This is a genomic window from Pseudomonas sp. TNT2022 ID1044, assembly GCF_028656895.1.
In the GTDB taxonomy this organism is placed as follows: domain Bacteria; phylum Pseudomonadota; class Gammaproteobacteria; order Pseudomonadales; family Pseudomonadaceae; genus Aquipseudomonas; species Aquipseudomonas reinekei.
Genome location: NZ_JAMDHB010000009.1, coordinates 120,826 through 140,935, shown reverse-complemented (window position 1 = coordinate 140,935; position 20,110 = coordinate 120,826). Strand labels below are relative to the sequence as shown.

General features: G+C 60.3%; 17 protein-coding genes. All 17 read left to right on the top strand.

Going from position 1 to position 20,110, the window contains the following annotated elements:
- Window positions 1-12: 12 nt before the first annotated feature.
- Entirely contained in the window at window positions 13-1,182 is a 1,170-nt protein-coding gene (locus M5G20_RS13480; protein WP_273919466.1) for a ribosomal protein uL16 3-hydroxylase, read from the top strand.
- Window positions 1,175-1,600 carry a GNAT family N-acetyltransferase gene (locus M5G20_RS13475; protein ID WP_150735179.1) on the top strand — a complete coding sequence of 142 codons (426 nt, stop codon included), beginning with the start codon at window positions 1,175-1,177 and terminating at the stop codon, window positions 1,598-1,600. The genes M5G20_RS13480 and M5G20_RS13475 overlap by 8 nt, the downstream gene beginning before the upstream one ends.
- 159 nt (window positions 1,601-1,759) lie before the next feature.
- Window positions 1,760-2,521: a secretin N-terminal domain-containing protein gene (locus M5G20_RS13470; protein WP_273919465.1), complete on the top strand. Its 762-nt coding sequence runs from the start codon at window positions 1,760-1,762 to the stop codon at window positions 2,519-2,521.
- A 476-nt stretch (window positions 2,522-2,997) separates the two neighbouring features.
- A complete protein-coding gene (gene aceA, locus M5G20_RS13465) occupies window positions 2,998-4,323 on the top strand; it encodes an isocitrate lyase (protein ID WP_046817165.1) in 1,326 nt (441 codons plus the stop codon).
- A 635-nt stretch (window positions 4,324-4,958) separates the two neighbouring features.
- Window positions 4,959-5,372, top strand: coding sequence for an NADH-quinone oxidoreductase subunit A (locus tag M5G20_RS13460; protein WP_003223812.1), 414 nt, complete (start codon window positions 4,959-4,961; stop codon window positions 5,370-5,372).
- Between the two features lie 10 nt (window positions 5,373-5,382).
- Window positions 5,383-6,057: a NuoB/complex I 20 kDa subunit family protein gene (locus M5G20_RS13455; protein WP_047527662.1), complete on the top strand. Its 675-nt coding sequence runs from the start codon at window positions 5,383-5,385 to the stop codon at window positions 6,055-6,057.
- Window positions 6,058-6,129: 72 nt separating this feature from the next.
- Window positions 6,130-7,914, top strand: coding sequence for an NADH-quinone oxidoreductase subunit C/D (nuoC, locus tag M5G20_RS13450; RefSeq protein ID WP_273919464.1), 1,785 nt, complete (start codon window positions 6,130-6,132; stop codon window positions 7,912-7,914).
- 2 nt (window positions 7,915-7,916) lie between these two features.
- Complete coding sequence (gene nuoE / locus M5G20_RS13445; protein WP_008020715.1) at window positions 7,917-8,414, top strand: NADH-quinone oxidoreductase subunit NuoE; 498 nt, start codon at window positions 7,917-7,919, stop codon at window positions 8,412-8,414.
- Window positions 8,411-9,766 carry an NADH-quinone oxidoreductase subunit NuoF gene (nuoF, locus tag M5G20_RS13440; RefSeq protein ID WP_034146908.1) on the top strand — a complete coding sequence of 452 codons (1,356 nt, stop codon included), beginning with the start codon at window positions 8,411-8,413 and terminating at the stop codon, window positions 9,764-9,766. The genes nuoE and nuoF overlap by 4 nt, the downstream gene beginning before the upstream one ends.
- Window positions 9,767-9,902: 136 nt before the next feature.
- A complete protein-coding gene (nuoG, locus tag M5G20_RS13435) occupies window positions 9,903-12,617 on the top strand; it encodes an NADH-quinone oxidoreductase subunit NuoG (protein ID WP_273919463.1) in 2,715 nt (904 codons plus the stop codon).
- The gene (nuoH, locus tag M5G20_RS13430) at window positions 12,614-13,621 is read left to right on the top strand and encodes an NADH-quinone oxidoreductase subunit NuoH (RefSeq protein WP_056723843.1); all 1,008 of its coding nucleotides are present in this window, start codon (window positions 12,614-12,616) and stop codon (window positions 13,619-13,621) included. Before nuoG ends, nuoH begins: the two co-directional genes overlap by 4 nt.
- A gap of 9 nt (window positions 13,622-13,630) precedes the next feature.
- Window positions 13,631-14,179 (top strand): NADH-quinone oxidoreductase subunit NuoI, encoded by a 549-nt coding sequence (nuoI, locus tag M5G20_RS13425; RefSeq protein WP_075947948.1) that lies wholly within the window; start codon window positions 13,631-13,633, stop codon window positions 14,177-14,179.
- Between the two features lie 9 nt (window positions 14,180-14,188).
- Window positions 14,189-14,692 (top strand): NADH-quinone oxidoreductase subunit J, encoded by a 504-nt coding sequence (nuoJ, locus tag M5G20_RS13420; RefSeq protein ID WP_150701297.1) that lies wholly within the window; start codon window positions 14,189-14,191, stop codon window positions 14,690-14,692.
- 2 nt (window positions 14,693-14,694) lie between these two features.
- Window positions 14,695-15,003, top strand: a complete 309-nt coding sequence (nuoK, locus tag M5G20_RS13415) for an NADH-quinone oxidoreductase subunit NuoK (protein ID WP_007946416.1) — start codon at window positions 14,695-14,697, stop codon at window positions 15,001-15,003.
- Window positions 15,000-16,853 carry an NADH-quinone oxidoreductase subunit L gene (gene nuoL / locus M5G20_RS13410; RefSeq protein ID WP_150735184.1) on the top strand — a complete coding sequence of 618 codons (1,854 nt, stop codon included), beginning with the start codon at window positions 15,000-15,002 and terminating at the stop codon, window positions 16,851-16,853. Before nuoK ends, nuoL begins: the two co-directional genes overlap by 4 nt.
- A gap of 39 nt (window positions 16,854-16,892) precedes the next feature.
- Window positions 16,893-18,425, top strand: coding sequence for an NADH-quinone oxidoreductase subunit M (gene nuoM, locus M5G20_RS13405; protein ID WP_273919462.1), 1,533 nt, complete (start codon window positions 16,893-16,895; stop codon window positions 18,423-18,425).
- Window positions 18,426-18,432: 7 nt separating this feature from the next.
- A complete protein-coding gene (nuoN, locus tag M5G20_RS13400) occupies window positions 18,433-19,896 on the top strand; it encodes an NADH-quinone oxidoreductase subunit NuoN (protein ID WP_212627066.1) in 1,464 nt (487 codons plus the stop codon).
- Window positions 19,897-20,110 lie beyond the last annotated feature (214 nt).

Genomic DNA, 20,110 nt, shown 5'->3' with positions numbered 1-20,110 from the left:
AATAGGTTACACATGAATCCTGACACTCCTCTGCAACTTCTGGGCGGCATCACGGCACGGGAATTCCTGCGCGACTACTGGCAGAAAAAACCACTGCTGATCCGCCAGGCCATTCCTGATTTCGAAAGCCCGATCGACGCTGACGAACTCGCTGGCCTGGCGCTGGAAGAAGAAGTCGAATCGCGCCTGATCATCGAGAACGGCGAGCGTCCATGGGAATTGCGTCGCGGCCCGTTTGCCGAGGACGAATTCAGCAAATTGCCGGAACGCGACTGGACCCTGCTGGTTCAAGCCGTCGACCAGTTCGTACCGGAAGTCAGCGAACTGCTGGAAAACTTCCGTTTCCTGCCGAGCTGGCGCATCGACGACGTGATGATCAGCTTCGCCGCGCCAGGTGGCAGCGTTGGTCCGCACTTCGACAACTACGACGTGTTCCTGCTTCAGGGCCACGGTAAGCGCAACTGGAAAATCGGCCAGATGTGCGACTCCGAGAGCCCGCTGCTGCAACACGCCGACCTGCGTATCCTCGCTGATTTCGAAGCGACCGATGAGTGGGTCCTGGAACCAGGCGACATGCTGTACCTGCCGCCACGTCTGGCCCACTGCGGCGTTGCCGTTGATGACTGCCTGACCTACTCGGTCGGTTTCCGCGCCCCGAGCGCCGCTGAAGTGCTGACCCACTTCACCGACTTCCTCAGCCAGTTCCTGCCGGACGAAGAGCGCTACACCGACGCCGACGCCCTGCCTGCTGCCGATCCACACCAGATCCAGCACGATGCCCTCGATCGCCTGAAAAGCCTGCTGGCCGAACACATGAGCGACGAGCGCCTGCTGCTGACCTGGTTCGGCCAATTCATGACCGAGCCGCGCTACCCGGAACTGGTGGTCGGCCCTGAAGACCTCGAAGAAGAGGACGTCCTCGGTGCGCTGGAGCAAGGTGCCGTACTGATCCGCAACCCGAGCGCGCGCCTGGCGTGGTCGGAAGTCGATGACGACCTGCTGCTGTTCGCCAGCGGCCAGAGCCGTTATCTGCCGGGCAAACTGCGCGAACTGCTGAAGATGATCTGCGCCGCCGACGCCCTGCATGTCGACAACCTCGGTGACTGGCTAAGCGACGAAGACGGCCGCGGCCTGCTGTGCGAACTGGTCAAACAAGGAAGCCTGGGGTTCGCCGATGAATAAAATTCACGTACGTGTCGCAGACTGGCAAAAGGACAACGCCGAGATTCGGCGCATTCGTGAAACGGTGTTCGTCGCTGAGCAATGCGTACCACCTGAACTGGAATGGGACGCCGACGACGCAACCGCCGTGCATTTCCTTGCGTTCGAAGGCGACTTCCCCATTGGTACCGCACGCCTGCTGCCCGACGGTCACGTCGGACGGGTCTCGGTGCTCAAGGACTGGCGCGGCTTGAAAGTCGGCGATGCGCTGATGCAAGCCGTGATCGGCGAAGCCGAAGAGCGCGGGCTCAAGCAACAGATGCTCAGCGCCCAGGTTCAAGCCACGGCGTTCTATGAGCGCCTGGGCTTCAGCCTGGTCAGTGAGGAGTTCCTGGAAGCAGGGATTCCGCATGTGGACATGGTTCGCCATTCGGCTTGATACCGAGGAGCCTGCTCGCGAAGGCGCCAGTAAAAGCACCGCAAAACGCCCCGACATCGCGAGATGCCGGGGCGTTTTGCTGTCTACGATTCAACTTGCCCCACCCGGAGCCGACAAACTGGCAATATCAACACTTTGAAGTTGGCGGAGATAACGGATATGTCCCTACGCACCCTGCTCACCACACTGCTGGTGACCTGCAGTTTTTCGGTCATGGCAGCCACCGAAATCGTGCCTTTGAATTACCACACCAGTGCCGACATGCTGCCCGTGGCGCAGGATTTCGTCGGCAAGGACGGCACCGTCAGCGCCTACGGCAATCAGCTCATCGTCAATGCCGATCAACGCAAGATCGACGAACTTAAGGCCCTGGTTAGCCAACTCGACACCGCCCCCAAACGCCTGCTGATCACCGTCGACACCAACGAAAATAACGTACAGGGCGACCAGGGTTATTCGGTGAACGGCGCCAAGCCCAGCCAGACCCGCATCATCAGCCGCAGCACCGCAAGCCGTGACGGCGGGATTCAACAAGTCCAGGCCACCGATGGCATGCCGGCACTGATACAGGTCGGCCAAAGCGTGCCACTGACCAGCACCCAGTCGGACTCCTACGGCGACCTGCGCAGCCAGACCGAATACCGCAACGTCACCCAGGGTTTTTACGTCACCGCCAACGTCACCGGCGAAATCGTCCACCTGTCGATCAGTACCAACCGTGACCGCATGAGCCAGGAACGTCCCGATGTAGTGAACGTACAAAGTACCGACACAACCGTCACCGGGCGCCTGGGCGAATGGATCCTGTTGGCCGGCGTGAATCGCCAGACTCAGGCCGACAAACAGGGCGTAGCCCGCAGCTACTCGACTCAAGGGCGCGATGACATGACCCTGCGAGTGAAAGTCGACACTTTGGACTAAGTCACCGAAAACTGACTGATTAGTCGTATTAGACCAAAGATGTAGTGCCTGAAAAAAAGCACTACAAAACGTTTGACGAGCCAAAAAAGCAAAGGCATGATGGCCTCGCTCCCGCTAATCAGGGGCCCTGGCAAGGGCCTTCGAGGCGATGTTCGCACCTACCCCGCGAACCGCTTCGTGTCTGTACCGCCCACAAGGTGTGTTTGACGAGGTTGCCGACTGGAACGAAGTTGTCCCGAGGGACGGAAGCGTATTTAGGTAAACCCGGCATCACACTGAAGTTCGCACCAAGGCCCACGACGCCCGAATGCGCCCGCCAGTTCGCCCTTACCTGCTCACTTCCCCTCGAGCCCATCGTTCATCCCGTCGCCTCCCCCGCCGAACCCGACTTGACCACCTAAGCTTCTGGTCAGCGAGCGCAGGAATTTTCCACCGCAGAACAACTTTTCATAAAGACGCGACGAGGTTTATCTCCCATGGCACTGACACGCGAACAGCAAATTGCAGCCCTCGAAAAAGACTGGGCTGAAAACCCGCGCTGGAAAGGCGTGACACGCACTTACTCCGCTGCTGACGTCGTCCGTCTGCGTGGCTCGGTTCAACCTGAGCACACCTTTGCAAAAATGGGCGCCGAGAAGCTGTGGAACCTGGTGACCCAGGGTGCCAAGCCAGCCTTCCGTCCTGAGAAAGATTTCGTCAACTGCATGGGCGCCCTGACCGGCGGCCAGGCCGTGCAACAAGTCAAAGCCGGTATCCAGGCGATCTACCTGTCGGGCTGGCAAGTGGCTGCGGACAACAACTCCGCCGAATCGATGTACCCGGACCAGTCGCTGTACCCGGTGGACTCGGTTCCAACCGTGGTCAAGCGCATCAACAACTCGTTCCGTCGTGCCGACCAGATCCAGTGGAAAGCCGGCAAGAACCCGGGCGACGACGGCTATATCGACTACTTCGCTCCAATCGTGGCTGACGCCGAAGCCGGTTTCGGCGGCGTACTGAACGCCTACGAGCTGATGAAGAGCATGATCGAAGCAGGCGCCGCCGGCGTTCACTTCGAAGACCAACTGGCTTCCGTGAAGAAATGCGGCCACATGGGCGGCAAAGTACTGGTTCCGACCCAGGAAGCCGTGCAGAAGCTGACCGCTGCTCGTCTGGCTGCTGACGTTGCCGGTACTCCGACCATCATCCTGGCTCGTACCGACGCTAACGCCGCTGACCTGTTGACGTCCGACTGCGATCCGTACGACCAGCCATTCGTGACTGGCGAACGTACCCAGGAAGGCTTCTACAAAGTGCGCGCCGGTCTGGACCAGGCCATCGCTCGCGGCCTGGCCTACGCGCCGTACGCCGACCTGATCTGGTGCGAAACCGCCAAGCCAGACCTGGACGAGGCTCGTCGCTTCGCCGAAGCGATCAAGAAGGAATACCCGGACCAACTGCTGTCGTACAACTGCTCGCCTTCCTTCAACTGGAAGAAAAACCTGGACGACGCGACCATCGCCAAGTTCCAGCGCGAACTGTCCGCCATGGGCTACAAGCACCAGTTCATCACCCTGGCCGGCATTCACAACATGTGGCACAGCATGTTCAACCTGGCGCACGACTACGCCCGCAACGACATGACTGCCTACGTGAAGCTGCAGGAGCAGGAGTTCGCTGACGCTGCCAAGGGTTACACCTTCGTGGCTCACCAGCAGGAAGTGGGCACCGGTTACTTCGACGACATGACCACTGTGATTCAAGGTGGCTCGTCTTCGGTCACCGCACTGACCGGTTCGACCGAAGAAGAACAGTTCCACTGATCTGCTTCGCCTGAGTCAACGGCCGTTGCGGACTGATTAAAAACCGCAACGCCGCGCATCTGACGCCCCGACTGGTTCGGGGCGTTTTTTTTTGCACGTGAATCCTCCAGCCCCCACCCCTGTGGGAGCGAGCCTGCTCGCGAAAGCGGCGGATCAGACAAAAACGATGCCGACAGACCTGGCGCTATCGCGAGCAGGCTCGCTCCTGCAGTGGATCGCGGTCAGACAGACAAAACACATGGGGCCACTGTGCTACCTGCGCCAGAAAAATCTGCCGAAACCCACCCCGCCGCTACTTGCAGTAACGCGCATATAAGGCAACTTTCTGCGCACTTGCGGAATAAACAGTTTAAAAACCAACCCAATCAATATTGATTATCATTTAGCTGGAATTATGTTCGTTACATTCCCTACAAAACATAATTGACGAAATGCCGGCTAATGCCCATTGGTCAAGGGCTACAGGGCCTCGAGGGCTCGCTATGTCCTTATTCCTGTAAATAATTTCGCTATAGGAATTTTACTTGCCGGGTGTTTAGCCATAAAATCAGCGGGATTGATTGCTGCGACATATCGTCACTGCTTTGTTTCTTTTCAAGCTCAGAGACCTTTGCTCTCTGTTAAGGATTACCAGCATGCCCGAAGCGACAGGACTCATGGCCCACAACTGGGGCTTTGCCATTTTCCTTCTAGGCGTCGTCGGCCTCTGTGCCTTCATGCTGGGCGTCTCCAGCCTCCTCGGGTCAAAAGCCTGGGGCCGCAGCAAAAACGAACCGTTCGAGTCCGGCATGCTACCTACAGGTGGCGCCCGCTTGCGGCTCTCAGCCAAATTCTATCTGGTCGCGATGCTCTTCGTGATCTTCGATATCGAAGCCCTCTTTCTCTTTGCATGGTCTGTGTCCGTCCGCGAAAGCGGCTGGACCGGATTCGTCGAAGCTCTCGTTTTCATAGCAATTCTGTTGGCAGGTCTTGTCTACCTATTCCGAGTGGGCGCCCTTGACTGGGCTCCGGAAGCTCGGCGCAAGCGGCAAGCGAAGCTGAAACAATGAGGCTTTGGCAATGCAATACAATCTCACCAGGATCGACCCCGATGCTCCTAACGAGCAGTATCCGATTGGCGAACGGGAAACCGTTTCCGATCCGTTAGAAGATCAAGTCCACAAAAACATTTTCATGGGCAAGCTCGAAGACGTGCTTAACGGCACGATCAACTGGGGGCGCAAGAACTCCCTGTGGCCGTATAACTTCGGTCTTTCGTGCTGCTATGTGGAAATGACCACCGCCTTCACGGCGCCCCACGACATCGCGCGCTTTGGCGCCGAAGTTATCCGGGCATCGCCGCGTCAGGCGGATTTCATGGTTATCGCCGGTACCTGCTTCATCAAGATGGCGCCGATCATTCAGCGTCTCTACGAGCAAATGCTCGAACCTAAATGGGTCATTTCCATGGGTTCGTGCGCCAACTCCGGTGGCATGTACGACATCTACTCCGTGGTTCAAGGGGTGGACAAGTTCCTGCCCGTGGACGTCTACGTGCCTGGCTGCCCGCCCCGCCCTGAAGCTTTCCTGCAAGGCTTGATGCTGTTGCAGGAGTCGATTGGCCAGGAGCGTCGCCCACTTTCCTGGGTCGTTGGTGATCAAGGCGTTTATCGCGCCGAGATGCCTTCCGAGAAGGAAAAGCGCCGCGAACAGCGTATTCAGGTAACCAACCTGCGCAGCCCCGACGAAGTCTGATCCAGATCTGCTTCTTTAATAGAACGAGAAACTGGCTTCATTCTTTACGTTGACCGAAAGCGATAAATAACCATGACTACAGGCAGTGCTCTGTACATCCCGCCTTTCAAGGCAGACGACCAGGATGTGGTCGTCGAACTGAACAACCGTTTTGGCCCGGAGGCGTTCACCGCCCAGCCTACCCGCACCGGCATGCCGGTGCTTTGGGTTGCCCGCGCCAAACTCGTCGAAGTCCTGACCTTCCTGCGTAACCTGCCCAAGCCGTACGTCATGCTCTATGACCTGCACGGCGTGGACGAGCGTCTGCGCACCAAGCGTCAAGGGCTGCCGAACGGCGCCGATTTCTCCGTGTTCTATCACTTGATGTCAATCGAGCGTAACAGCGACGTCATGATCAAAGTCGCCCTGTCCGAGAGCGACCTCAGCCTGCCGACCGTCACCAGCATCTGGCCGAACGCCAACTGGTACGAGCGTGAAGTCTGGGACATGTACGGCATCGACTTCAAAGGCCACCCTCACCTGACGCGCATCATGATGCCGCCAACCTGGGAAGGTCATCCGCTGCGCAAGGACTTCCCGGCGCGCGCCACCGAGTTCGATCCGTTCAGCCTGACCCTGGCCAAGCAACAGCTTGAGGAAGAGGCCGCGCGCTTCAAGCCTGAAGACTGGGGCATGAAACGTTCCGGCCCGAACGAGGACTACATGTTCCTCAACCTCGGCCCGAACCACCCTTCCGCGCACGGTGCGTTCCGCATCATCCTGCAGCTGGATGGTGAAGAGATCGTCGATTGCGTTCCGGACATCGGTTACCACCACCGTGGCGCCGAGAAGATGGCCGAGCGTCAGTCCTGGCACAGCTTCATCCCGTACACCGACCGTATCGACTACCTCGGCGGCGTGATGAACAACCTGCCGTACGTGCTCTCGGTCGAGAAACTGGCTGGCATCAAGGTGCCAGAGAAGGTCGACGTCATCCGCATCATGATGGCCGAGTTCTTCCGGATCACCAGCCACCTGCTGTTCCTGGGTACCTACATCCAGGACGTCGGCGCCATGACCCCGGTGTTCTTCACCTTCACCGACCGCCAGAAGGCGTACACGGTGATCGAAGCCATTACCGGTTTCCGTCTGCACCCGGCCTGGTACCGCATCGGTGGCGTCGCCCACGACCTGCCGCGCGGTTGGGAAAAGCTGGTGAAAGACTTCGTCGAGTGGATGCCAAAGCGTCTGGACGAATACCAGAAAGCCGCACTGGACAACAGCATCCTGCGTGGCCGGACCATCGGCGTCGCCGCCTACAACACCAAAGAGGCCCTGGAATGGGGCGTCACCGGTGCAGGCTTGCGTTCCACCGGTTGCGACTTCGACCTGCGTAAAGCGCGTCCATACTCCGGTTACGAAAACTTCGAATTCGAAGTGCCGCTGGCCGCCAATGGCGATGCCTACGATCGCTGCATCGTGCGCGTGGAAGAAATGCGCCAGAGCATCAAGATCATCGAGCAGTGCATGCGCAACATGCCGGAAGGCCCGTACAAGGCGGATCACCCGCTGACCACGCCGCCGCCGAAAGAGCGCACCCTGCAGCACATCGAAACCTTGATCACGCACTTCCTGCAAGTTTCGTGGGGCCCGGTCATGCCGGCCAACGAATCCTTCCAGATGATCGAAGCGACCAAGGGCATCAACAGTTATTACCTGACGAGCGATGGCGGCACCATGAGCTACCGCACCCGGATTCGTACCCCAAGCTTCCCGCACTTGCAGCAGATCCCTTCGGTGATCAAAGGCAGCATGGTCGCGGACTTGATCGCGTACCTGGGTAGTATCGATTTCGTTATGGCCGACGTGGACCGCTAAGCATGAACAGCACGCTTATCCAGACAGACCGTTTCACCTTGAGTGAAACCGAGCGCTCGGCCATCGAGCACGAGTTGCATCACTACGAAGACCCGCGCGCGGCGTCGATCGAAGCCCTGAAGATCGTCCAGAAGGAACGTGGCTGGGTGCCGGACGGCGCTCTGTACGCCATCGGCGAGATCCTCGGTATCCCGGCCAGCGACGTTGAAGGTGTGGCGACGTTCTATAGCCAGATCTTCCGTCAGCCGGTCGGCCGTCACATCATTCGCGTCTGCGACAGCATGGTCTGCTACATCGGCGGCCACGAGTCCGTGGTCAGCGAAATCCAGAGCAAGCTCGGCATCGGCCTGGGTCAAACCACCGCCGACGGTCGTTTCACCCTGCTGCCGGTCTGCTGCCTCGGCAACTGCGACAAGGCGCCGGCGTTGATGATCGACGACGACACGTTCGGTGATGTGCAGCCAGCAGGCGTTGCCAAATTGCTCGAGGGCTACGTATGACCCTGACTTCTTTCGGCCCGGCCAACCGCATCAAGCGTTCGGCCGAGACTCACCCGCTCACCTGGCGTCTGCGTGACGACGGCGAAGCTGTCTGGCTCGACGAGTACCAGGCCAAGAACGGCTACGCCGCTGCGCGCAAAGCCTTCGCCGACATGGCTCAGGACGATATCGTCCAGACCGTGAAAGACGCCGGCCTCAAGGGTCGCGGCGGTGCAGGCTTCCCCACTGGCGTGAAGTGGGGTCTGATGCCCAAGGACGAATCCATCAACATCCGCTACCTGCTGTGCAACGCGGATGAAATGGAGCCGAACACCTGGAAAGACCGCATGCTGATGGAGCAACTGCCCCATCTGCTGATCGAAGGCATGCTGATCAGTGCCCGCGCACTGAAAACCTACCGTGGCTACATCTTCCTGCGCGGCGAATACACCACCGCCGCCAAGCACCTCAACCGTGCCGTGGAAGAAGCCAAGGCTGCTGGCCTGCTGGGCAAGAACATCCTCGGTTCGGGTTTCGACTTCGAACTGTTCGTGCACACCGGCGCCGGGCGTTACATCTGCGGTGAAGAAACCGCACTGATCAACTCCCTCGAAGGCCGCCGCGCCAACCCGCGCTCCAAACCGCCCTTCCCTGCCGCCGTTGGCGTATGGGGCAAGCCGACTTGCGTGAACAACGTTGAAACCCTGTGCAACGTCCCGGCGATCATTGCCGACGGCGTGGACTGGTACAAATCGTTGGCCCGCGAAGGCAGCGAAGACATGGGCACCAAGCTCATGGGCTTCTCCGGCAAGGTCAAGAACCCGGGCCTGTGGGAACTGCCATTCGGTGTCACCGGTCGCGAGCTGTTCGAAGACTACGCCGGCGGCATGCGCGACGGCTTCAAGCTCAAGGCCTGGCAGCCAGGCGGCGCCGGTACCGGTTTCCTGTTGCCGGAACACCTCGACGCACAAATGTATGCCGGCGGCATCGCCAAAGTGGGCACCCGTATGGGTACCGGCCTGGCCATGGCGGTGGACGACAGCGTCAACATGGTGTCCCTGCTGCGCAACATGGAGCAGTTCTTCGCTCGCGAATCCTGCGGTTTCTGCACCCCATGCCGCGATGGCTTGCCATGGAGCGTCAAGCTCCTGATGGCCATCGAGAACGGTGAAGGCCAGCCAGGCGACATCGAGACCCTGCTGGGTCTGGTCGGTTTCCTCGGCCCAGGCAAGACCTTCTGTGCTCACGCACCGGGCGCCGTGGAGCCGTTGGGCAGCGCAATCAAATACTTCCGCCATGAGTTCGAAGCCGGTATCGCGCCAGTCAGCGCCGCCGTCCCGCCTCTGGCAAGGCCGATCGTAGTCGGCGCGTAAACGCTTAAAAAAGCGAAGGGTCCGTGCCCTTCGCTTTTCGTGTGATGACGCCTTTAACGGCTGTGTTGATTCACGCGGATAACAAGATTCCATTAGCCACGCCCGCTGACACCGGGCCAACGAAGAACTTTGAACCATGGCCACTATCCACGTAGACGGCAAAGCGCTCGAAGTCGATGGGGCAGACAACCTGTTACAGGCATGTCTGTCTCTGGGCCTCGATATTCCGTATTTCTGCTGGCACCCTGCCCTTGGCAGCGTTGGCGCTTGTCGCCAGTGCGCGGTCAAGCAGTACACCGACGAAAACGACACCCGTGGTCGTATCGTCATGTCCTGCATGACCCCTGCCACCGACAACACCTGGATCTCCATCGATGATGAAGAGTCCAAGGCGTTCCGCGCCAGTGTTGTTGAATGGCTGATGACCAACCACCCTCACGACTGCCCGGTCTGTGAAGAAGGCGGTCACTGCCACCTGCAAGACATGACGGTAATGACCGGCCACAACGAGCGCCGTTACCGCTTCACCAAGCGCACCCACCAGAACCAGCAACTGGGCCCGTTCATTTCCCACGAAATGAACCGCTGCATCGCTTGCTACCGCTGCGTGCGCTTCTATAAGGACTACGCCGGCGGCACTGATCTCGGTGTATTCGGCGCTCACGACAACGTGTACTTCGGTCGCGTTGAAGACGGCACCCTGGAAAGCGAGTTCTCCGGCAACCTCACCGAGGTCTGCCCGACCGGCGTGTTCACCGACAAGACTCACTCCGAGCGCTACAACCGTAAGTGGGACATGCAGTTCTCGCCGAGCATCTGCCATGGCTGCTCCAGCGGTTGCAACATTTCCCCGGGCGAACGCTACGGTGAACTGCGTCGTATCGAAAACCGTTTCAACGGCTCGGTAAACCAGTACTTCCTGTGCGACCGTGGCCGTTTCGGCTATGGCTACGTCAACCGTGAAGACCGTCCGCGTCAGCCGCTGCTGGCCAACGGCACCAAGCTGAGCCTCGACGAAGCGCTGGATAAAGCCGCCGACCTGCTGCGCGGTCGCAACATCGTCGGCATCGGTTCGCCGCGTGCCAGCCTCGAAAGCAACTACGCGTTGCGCGAACTGGTCGGTGCCGAGCACTTCTACTCCGGTATCGAAGCTGCCGAGCTGGAGCGTATCCGTCTGGTCCTGCAAGTGCTCAAAGACAGCCCGCTGCCAGTGCCGAACATGCGCGACATCGAAGACCACGATGCGATTTTCGTCCTCGGTGAAGACCTGACCCAGACGGCCGCCCGCATGGCGCTGTCCCTGCGTCAATCGGTCAAGGGCAAAGCTGAAGACATGGCCGACGCCATGCGTGTTCAGCCCTGGCTCGACGCCGCCGTGAAGAACATCGGCCAGCACGCGCTGAACCCGCTGTTCATCGCCAGCCTGGCTGAAACCAAGCTCGACGACATCGCCGAAGAATGCGTCCACGCCGCTCCCGACGACCTGGCACGCATCGGTTTCGCCGTGGCCCACGCCCTCGACGCCAGTGCTCCAGCCGTTGAAGGCCTGGACGCTGAAGCCCTCGAACTGGCCAAGCGCATCGCCGACGCCCTGCTCGCGGCCAAGCGCCCACTGATCATCGCCGGTACTTCCCTGGGCTCCAAAGCCTTGATCGAAGCCGCCGCGAACATCGCCAAGGCCCTGAAGCTGCGCGAGAAGAACGGCTCCATCAGCCTGATCGTGCCTGAGGCCAACAGCCTCGGCCTGGCCATGCTCGGTGGCGAATCGGTCGACGCCGCGCTGCAAGCCGTCATCGACGGTAAGGCCGACGCCATCGTCGTGCTGGAAAACGATCTGTACACCCGCACCGACAAAGCCCGTGTCGATGCCGCCCTGACCGCTGCGAAAGTGGTGATCGTGGCCGACCATCAGAAGACTGCCACCAGCGATCGCGCGCACCTGGTTCTGCCGGCCGCCAGCTTCGCTGAAGGCGACGGTACGCTGGTCAGCCAGGAAGGTCGCGCCCAGCGCTTCTTCCAGGTGTTCGATCCGAAGTACATGGACGCGAGCATCCTGGTTCACGAAGGCTGGCGCTGGCTGCATGCCCTGCGCGCGACCCTGCTGAACCAGCCGATCGACTGGACGCAACTGGACCACGTCACCGCTGCGGTCGCCTCGAGCACCCCGCAACTGGCGGCCATCGTCGACGCTGCGCCGTCCGCCGCGTTCCGCATCAAGGGCATGAAACTGGCCCGTGAACCGCTGCGTTACTCCGGTCGTACCGCCATGCGCGCCGACATCAGCGTGCACGAACCGCGTACCCCGCAGGACAATGACACCGCGTTCGCATTCTCCATGGAAGGTTACTCGGGCTCGGCCGAACCGCGTCAGCAAGTGCCATTCGCCTGGTCTCCGGGCTGGAACTCGCCGCAAGCCTGGAACAAGTTCCAGGACGAAGTCGGTGGTCACATCCGCGCTGGCGACCCGGGCACCCGCCTGATCGAAAGCAACGGTGACTCGCTGAACTGGTTCGCCAATGTTCCGCGCGCGTTCAACCCGGCCCAGGGCACCTGGCAAGTCGTCCCGTTCTTCCACCTGTTCGGCAGCGAAGAGAACTCTTCGAAAGCCGCTCCGGTTCAGGAACGCATTCCGGCTGCGTACGTCGCACTGGCCAAGTCCGAAGCCGACCGCCTGGGTGTCAATGACGGCGCCATGCTCAGCTTGAACGTCGCTGGCCAGACCCTGCGTCTGCCGCTGCGTATCAACGAAGAGCTGGGCGCTGGCCTGGTGGCACTGCCTGCGGGCATCGCCGGCATTCCGCCAGCGATTTTCGGCAAATCCGTTGACGGTCTGCAGGAGGCAGCTCAATGACCTTGTTCACTCCTGAAGTGATCGACGTGATCATCGCGGTCCTCAAGGCCGTGGTGATTCTGCTGGCCGTGGTGGTTTGCGGCGCCCTGCTCAGCTGGGTCGAGCGTCGTTTGCTCGCCCTCTGGCAGGACCGTTACGGTCCGAACCGCGTCGGTCCGTTCGGCGCGTTCCAGATCGCTGCCGACATGATCAAGATGTTCTTCAAGGAAGACTGGACGCCTCCATTCGCCGACAAGATGATCTTCACCCTGGCACCGGTAGTGGCCATGAGCGCCCTGCTGATTGCCTTCGCGATCATCCCGATCACCCCGACCTGGGGCGTGGCGGACATCAATATCGGCATCCTGTTCTTCTTCGCCATGGCGGGCCTGTCGGTCTACGCGGTGTTGTTCGCCGGTTGGTCGAGTAACAACAAGTTCGCCCTGCTGGGCAGCTTGCGGGCCTCGGCACAGACCGTGTCGTACGAAGTGTTCATGGGCCTGTCGCTGATGGGCATCGTGATCCAGGTCGGCTCGTTCAACATGCGCGACATCGTTGAATATCAAGCACAGAACCTGTGGTTCATCATTCCGCAGATCTTCGGTTTCCTGACCTTCTTCATCGCTGGCGTGGCCGTGACTCACCGTCACCCGTTCGACCAGCCGGAAGCGGAACAGGAACTGGCCGACGGTTACCACATTGAATACGCCGGCATGAAATGGGGCATGTTCTTCGTCGGCGAGTACATCGGCATCGTGCTGATCTCGGCGCTGCTGGTGACCTTGTTCTTCGGTGGCTGGCACGGTCCGTTCGGCATCCTGCCGCAGATCCCGTTCATCTGGTTCGCACTGAAAACCGCGTTCTTCATCATGATCTTCATTCTGTTGCGCGCTTCGATTCCGCGCCCACGGTATGACCAAGTGATGGATTTCAGCTGGAAGTTCTGCTTGCCGCTGACCCTCGTCAACATGCTGGTGACCGCTGCGATCGTGTTGCTCAACACGCCCGCCGTCGCGGCTCAGTGAGGATAGAGAATCATGAAGTACATAATTGACATCGTGCATGGCTTCTTCACCCAGCTTCGCAGCCTGGTGATGATTTTCGGCCACGCCTTCCGCAAGCGCGACACGCTGCAGTACCCGGAAGAAGCCGTGTACCTGCCGCCGCGCTACCGTGGCCGTATCGTCCTGACCCGCGACCCCGACGGTGAAGAGCGTTGTGTAGCGTGCAACCTGTGCGCCGTGGCGTGCCCGGTCGGTTGCATCTCGCTGCAGAAAGCTGAAACCGAAGACGGTCGCTGGTACCCGGACTTCTTCCGCATCAACTTCTCGCGCTGCATTTTCTGCGGCCTCTGCGAGGAAGCCTGCCCGACCACTGCGATCCAGCTGACACCGGATTTCGAAATGGCCGAGTTCAAACGTCAGGACCTGGTGTACGAGAAAGAAGATCTGCTGATCTCCGGCCCCGGCAAAAACCCTGATTACAACTTCTATCGTGTTGCAGGTATGGCGATTGCCGGGAAGCCGAAAGGCTCCGCGCAGAATGAAGCCGAACCGATCAACGTGAAGAGCTTGCTGCCTTAAGGAAGAAAGATGGAATTCGCTTTCTATTTCGCATCGGGTATCGCTGTGGTGTCCACGCTTCGCGTGATCACCAACACCAACCCTGTGCACGCCCTGCTCTACCTGATCATTTCGCTGATCGCCGTGGCCATGACGTTCTTCGCCCTCGGCGCACCGTTTGCCGGTGTCCTGGAAGTGATCGCCTACGCTGGCGCCATCATGGTGCTGTTCGTGTTCGTGGTGATGATGCTGAACCTGGGCCCGGCCTCGGTTCAGCAAGAGCGCGTCTGGCTCAAGCCCGGCATCTGGCTCGGCCCGGTCATTCTCGGCGCCCTGCTGCTGGCTGAACTGCTGTACGTGCTGTTCGCCCACCAGAGCGGTGAAGCCATCGGCCACACCACCGTAGACGCCAAGGCCGTGGGCATCAGCCTGTTCGGTCCTTACCTGCTGGTGGTCGAACTCGCCTCGATGCTGCTGCTCGCCGCAGCCGTCACGGCGTTCCATCTGGGCCGTAACGAAGCCAAGGAGCAATGACGATGCCTGCTATCCCTATGGAGCATGGTCTGGCGGTCGCCGGCATCCTGTTCTGCCTCGGCCTGGTTGGCCTGATGGTCCGCCGCAACATTTTGTTTGTGTTGATGAGTCTTGAAGTGATGATGAACGCCTCTGCACTGGCCTTCATTGTTGCCGGTAGCCGTTGGGCGCAGCCGGATGGACAGATCATGTTCATCCTGGTGATCAGCCTGGCAGCCGCCGAGGCCAGTATCGGCCTGGCGATTCTGTTGCAACTGTATCGCCGCTTCCACACGCTCGATATCGACGCTGCCAGTGAGATGCGCGGATGAACCTACTCTTTCTGACTTTCGTATTCCCTCTCATTGGTTTCCTGCTGCTGTCGTTCTCCCGTGGACGCATCTCGGAAAACCTGGCCGCATTGATCGGCGTGGGTTCCATCGGTCTGTCGGCAATCGTGACCGCCTACGTGATCTGGCAATTCAACGTCGCCCCGCCAGAAGGCGGTCACTACACCCAGGTGTTGTGGCAGTGGATGGCGGTGGAAGGCTTCACGCCGAACTTCGCGCTGTATCTGGACGGCCTGTCCGTGACCATGCTCGGTGTGGTCGTCGGCGTCGGCTTCCTGATCCACCTGTTCGCGTCCTGGTACATGCGCGGTGAAGCCGGTTACTCGCGCTTCTTCGCCTACACCAACCTGTTTATCGCCAGCATGCTGTTCCTGGTGCTGGGCGATAACCTGTTGTTCCTGTACTTCGGTTGGGAAGGCGTGGGCCTGTGCTCGTACCTGTTGATCGGTTTCTACTACAGCAACCGCAACAACGGTAACGCCGCACTCAAAGCCTTCATCGTGACCCGTATCGGTGACGTGTTCATGGCCATCGGCCTGTTCATCCTGTTTGCCCAACTGGGCACGCTGAACGTTCAGGAACTGCTGGTGCTGGCACCGCAGAAATTCCAGGCCGGCGACTTCTGGATGGTCATGGCCACCCTGATGCTGCTGGGCGGCGCTGTCGGTAAATCCGCGCAACTGCCACTGCAAACCTGGCTGGCGGACGCGATGGCCGGTCCTACCCCGGTGTCGGCACTGATCCACGCCGCGACCATGGTGACCGCGGGTGTCTACCTGATCGCCCGTACCCACGGCCTGTTCACCCTGGCGCCGGAAATCCTGCACCTGGTAGGCATCGTCGGTGGCGTGACCCTGGTACTCGCCGGTTTCGCAGCCCTGGTTCAGACCGATATCAAGCGCATCCTCGCCTACTCGACCATGAGCCAGATCGGCTACATGTTCCTGGCCCTGGGCGTCGGTGCCTGGGATGGCGCGATCTTCCACCTGATGACCCACGCTTTCTTCAAGGCCCTGCTGTTCCTTGCTTCCGGTGCGGTAATCGTTGCCTGCCACCACGAGCAGAACATCTTCAAGATGGGCGGTCTGTGGAAGAAACTGCCACTGGCCTACGCCAGCTTCATCGTCGGCGGCGCGGCCCTGGCGGCCCTGCCTCTGGTGACCGCAGGCTTCTACTCCAAGGACGAAATCCTCTGGGAAGCGTTCGCCAGCGGCAACAACGGTCTGCTCTACGCGGGTCTGGTTGGCGCGTTCATGACCTCGCTGTACACCTTCCGCCTGATCTTCATCGCGTTCCACGGTGAAGCGAAGACCGAAGCCCACGCCGGTCACGGCATCGCCCACTGGCTGCCACTGTCGGTGCTGATCGTGTTGTCGACCTTCGTCGGCGCGATGATCGTTCCACCGCTGCACGGCGTGCTGCCGCAAAGCGTCGGCCATGCCGGCGGCGAAGCCAAGCACAGTCTGGAAATCGCCTCGGGCGCCATCGCCCTGGCCGGTATCCTGCTGGCCGCGCTGCTGTTCCTCGGCAAGCGTCGCTTCGTGACGGCCATCGCCAACAGCGGCATCGGCCGTTTCCTCTCGGCCTGGTGGTTCGCTGCCTGGGGCTTCGACTGGATCTACGACAAACTGTTCGTCAAGCCGTACCTGGCGATCAGCCACATCCTGCGCAAAGACCCGCTCGATCAGACCATCGGTTTGATCCCGCGCATGGCCAAAGGCGGTCACACCGCCCTGAGCCGTACCGAGACCGGTCAACTGCGTTGGTATGCCGCCTCGATGGCTGCGGGTGCCGTGCTGGTAATTGGCGCCGTCGTGCTGGTAGCGGTCTGATATGAACCTTGCGAATTTGCGAAAGGAAACGAGCCCGTCATGATTCTGCCTTGGCTAATCCTGATTCCCTTCATCGGCGGCCTGCTGTGCTGGATGGGTGAGCGCTTCGGCTCTACCCTCCCGCGCTGGATTGCGCTGTTGACCATGTCCCTGGAACTCGCGCTCGGCCTCTGGCTGTGGGCCCATGGCGATTATTCATTTGCACCGGCACCCGGCGCCGATCCGGCCTGGGTGATTGAGTTCAAGCACATCTGGATCCAGCGCTTTGGCATCAGCGTGCACCTGGCCCTCGATGGCCTGTCGCTGCTGATGATCCTGCTGACCGGTTTGCTGGGTGTCCTCTCGGTACTCTGCTCGTGGAAAGAGATCCAGCGTCACGTGGGTTTCTTCCACCTGAACCTGATGTGGATCCTGGGCGGTGTCGTCGGCGTGTTCCTCGCCCTCGACCTGTTCATGTTCTTCTTCTTCTGGGAAATGATGCTGGTGCCGATGTACTTCCTCATCGCGCTCTGGGGTCACAGTTCTTCGGACGGCAAGAAAACCCGGATCTACGCGGCGACCAAGTTCTTCATCTTCACTCAGGCTTCCGGCCTGATCATGCTGGTGGCGATCCTCGGTCTGGTCCTGGTCAACTTCAACGAAACCGGCGTGATCACCTTCAACTACGCCGACCTGTTGAAAACCAAGATGTCGATGACCACCGAGTACATCCTGATGCTCGGCTTCTTCATCGCCTTCGCGGTCAAGCTGCCCGTCGTACCGTTCCACTCGTGGTTGCCTGATGCTCACGCCCAGGCACCGACCGCCGGTTCCGTCGACCTCGCCGGTATCTTGCTGAAGACCGCTGCCTACGGCCTGCTGCGTTTCGCCCTGCCGCTGTTCCCGAATGCCTCGGCCGAGTTCGCGCCGATCGCCATGACCCTGGGTCTGATCGGGATTTTCTACGGTGCGTTCCTGGCCTTCGCACAAACCGACATCAAGCGTCTGATCGCCTTCTCGTCCGTTTCCCACATGGGCTTCGTACTGATCGGCATCTACTCCGGCAGCCAACTGGCGCTGCAGGGTGCAGTCATGCAGATGCTGGCGCACGGTCTGTCGGCCGCGGCACTCTTTATCCTGAGTGGTCAGCTGTACGAACGCACCCACACGCGCGACATGCGTGAAATGGGTGGCCTGTGGTCGAAGATCGCTTACCTGCCGGCCCTCAGCCTGTTCTTCGCAGCAGCGTCCCTGGGCTTGCCGGGTACCGGTAACTTCGTCGGTGAGTTCCTGATCCTGATCGGCAGCTTCGCCAGTGCCCCGTGGATCACCATCATCGCCACTACCGGCCTGGTGTTCGGTTCGGTCTACTCGCTGATCATGATCCACCGTGCGTACTTCGGTCCGGCCAAATCGGACGCGGTACTGCACGGCATGGACGGTCGCGAACTGATCATGGTGGTCGGTCTGGCTGCATTGCTGATCTACCTCGGCGTGTACCCACAACCGTTCCTCGATACCTCTGCCGCTACGATGCATGGCGTGCAGCAGTGGCTCGGCACCGCCTTCACTCAACTCGCTTCGGCCCGGTAAGAGCGCTATGGAATTCACGACTCAACACTTTATCGCGCTAGCGCCGCTGTTGATTACCAGCCTCACCATTATCGTGGTGATGCTGGCAATCGCCTGGCGCCGCAACCACTCGCAGACCTTCCTGATTTCCGTGGCGGGTCTGAACCTGGCACTGCTGTCGATCCTGCCTGCCCTGAAAGTCGCGCCCCTGGCCGTGACGCCGTTGCTGCAGATCGACACCTTTGCCTGCCTGTACATGGCGCTGATCCTGGTCGCCACCCTCGCCTGCGTCACCCTCGCCCACGCCTACCTCGGCGATGGCGGTTCGGGTTACCCGGGCAACCGTGAAGAACTGTACCTGCTGATCCTGATGTCCGCCGCTGGTGGCCTGGTTCTGGTCAGCGCGCAGCACCTGGCCGGGTTGTTCATCGGTCTGGAACTGCTGTCGGTGCCGGTCTACGGTCTGGTGGCTTATGCCTTCTTCAACAAGCGCTCGCTGGAAGCCGGCATCAAGTACATGGTGCTGTCGGCCGCCGGTTCGGCGTTCCTGTTGTTCGGCATGGCGCTGCTGTACGCAGACTCGGGTTCCCTGAGCTTCGTCGGCATCGGTCAGGCGCTGGCGGCTACCGGTCTGCCTAGCTCGCTGGCGCAACTGGGCCTGGGCATGATGCTGATCGGCCTGGCGTTCAAGCTGTCGCTGGTACCGTTCCACCTCTGGACGCCAGACGTTTACGAAGGTGCTCCGGCGCCGGTTGCTGCGTTCCTCGCCACTGCTTCCAAAGTGGCTGTGTTCGCGGTGATGGTGCGTCTGTTCCAGATCTCGCCAGCGGCGAGCAGCGGTGTGCTGAGCGACGTGCTGACCATCATCGCCATCGCGTCGATTCTGTTCGGTAACCTGCTGGCGCTGACCCAGAGCAACCTCAAGCGTCTGCTGGGTTACTCGTCCATCGCCCACTTCGGTTACCTACTGATCGCCCTGGTGGCGAGCAAGGGTCTGGCCGTGGAAGCCATCGGCGTGTACCTGGTCACCTACGTGATCACCAGCCTCGGCGCCTTCGGCGTGATCACCCTGATGTCCTCGCCGTACAACGGTCGTGACGCCGATGCCCTGTACGAATACCGCGGCCTGTTCTGGCGCCGTCCATACCTGACCGCGGTAATGACCGTGATGATGCTGTCCCTGGCCGGTATCCCGCTGACCGCGGGCTTCATCGGCAAGTTCTACATCATCGCCACTGGCGTCGAATCGCATCAGTGGTGGCTGGTCGGCTCGCTGGTACTGGGCAGCGCCATCGGCGTGTTCTACTACCTGCGTGTGATGGTCACCCTGTACCTGATCGAACCGAACCTGCGTCGCCACGATGCGCAACTGCACTGGGAACAGAAAGCAGGCGGCGTGATGCTGCTGGCCATCGCCCTGGTCGCGTTCTTCCTCGGCGTCTACCCACAACCGCTGCTGAACCTGGTTCAACAGTCGGGCCTGGCGGGTTGATCGCTTAAGCGACATTCGGCAGTAAACAGAACGGCACCTTCGGGTGCCGTTTTTGTTTTTGTGGGATTCGTGTTCGGTCACCAGCAATTAGTTGTCAGGGCTGGCCTCATCGCGAGCAGGCTCGCTCCCACAGGGGATTCTGTGGGCACTCACATCGTGAACACCGCCGATCACATGTGGGGCTAGCCTGCTAGCGATTGCGGTAGATCAGGCA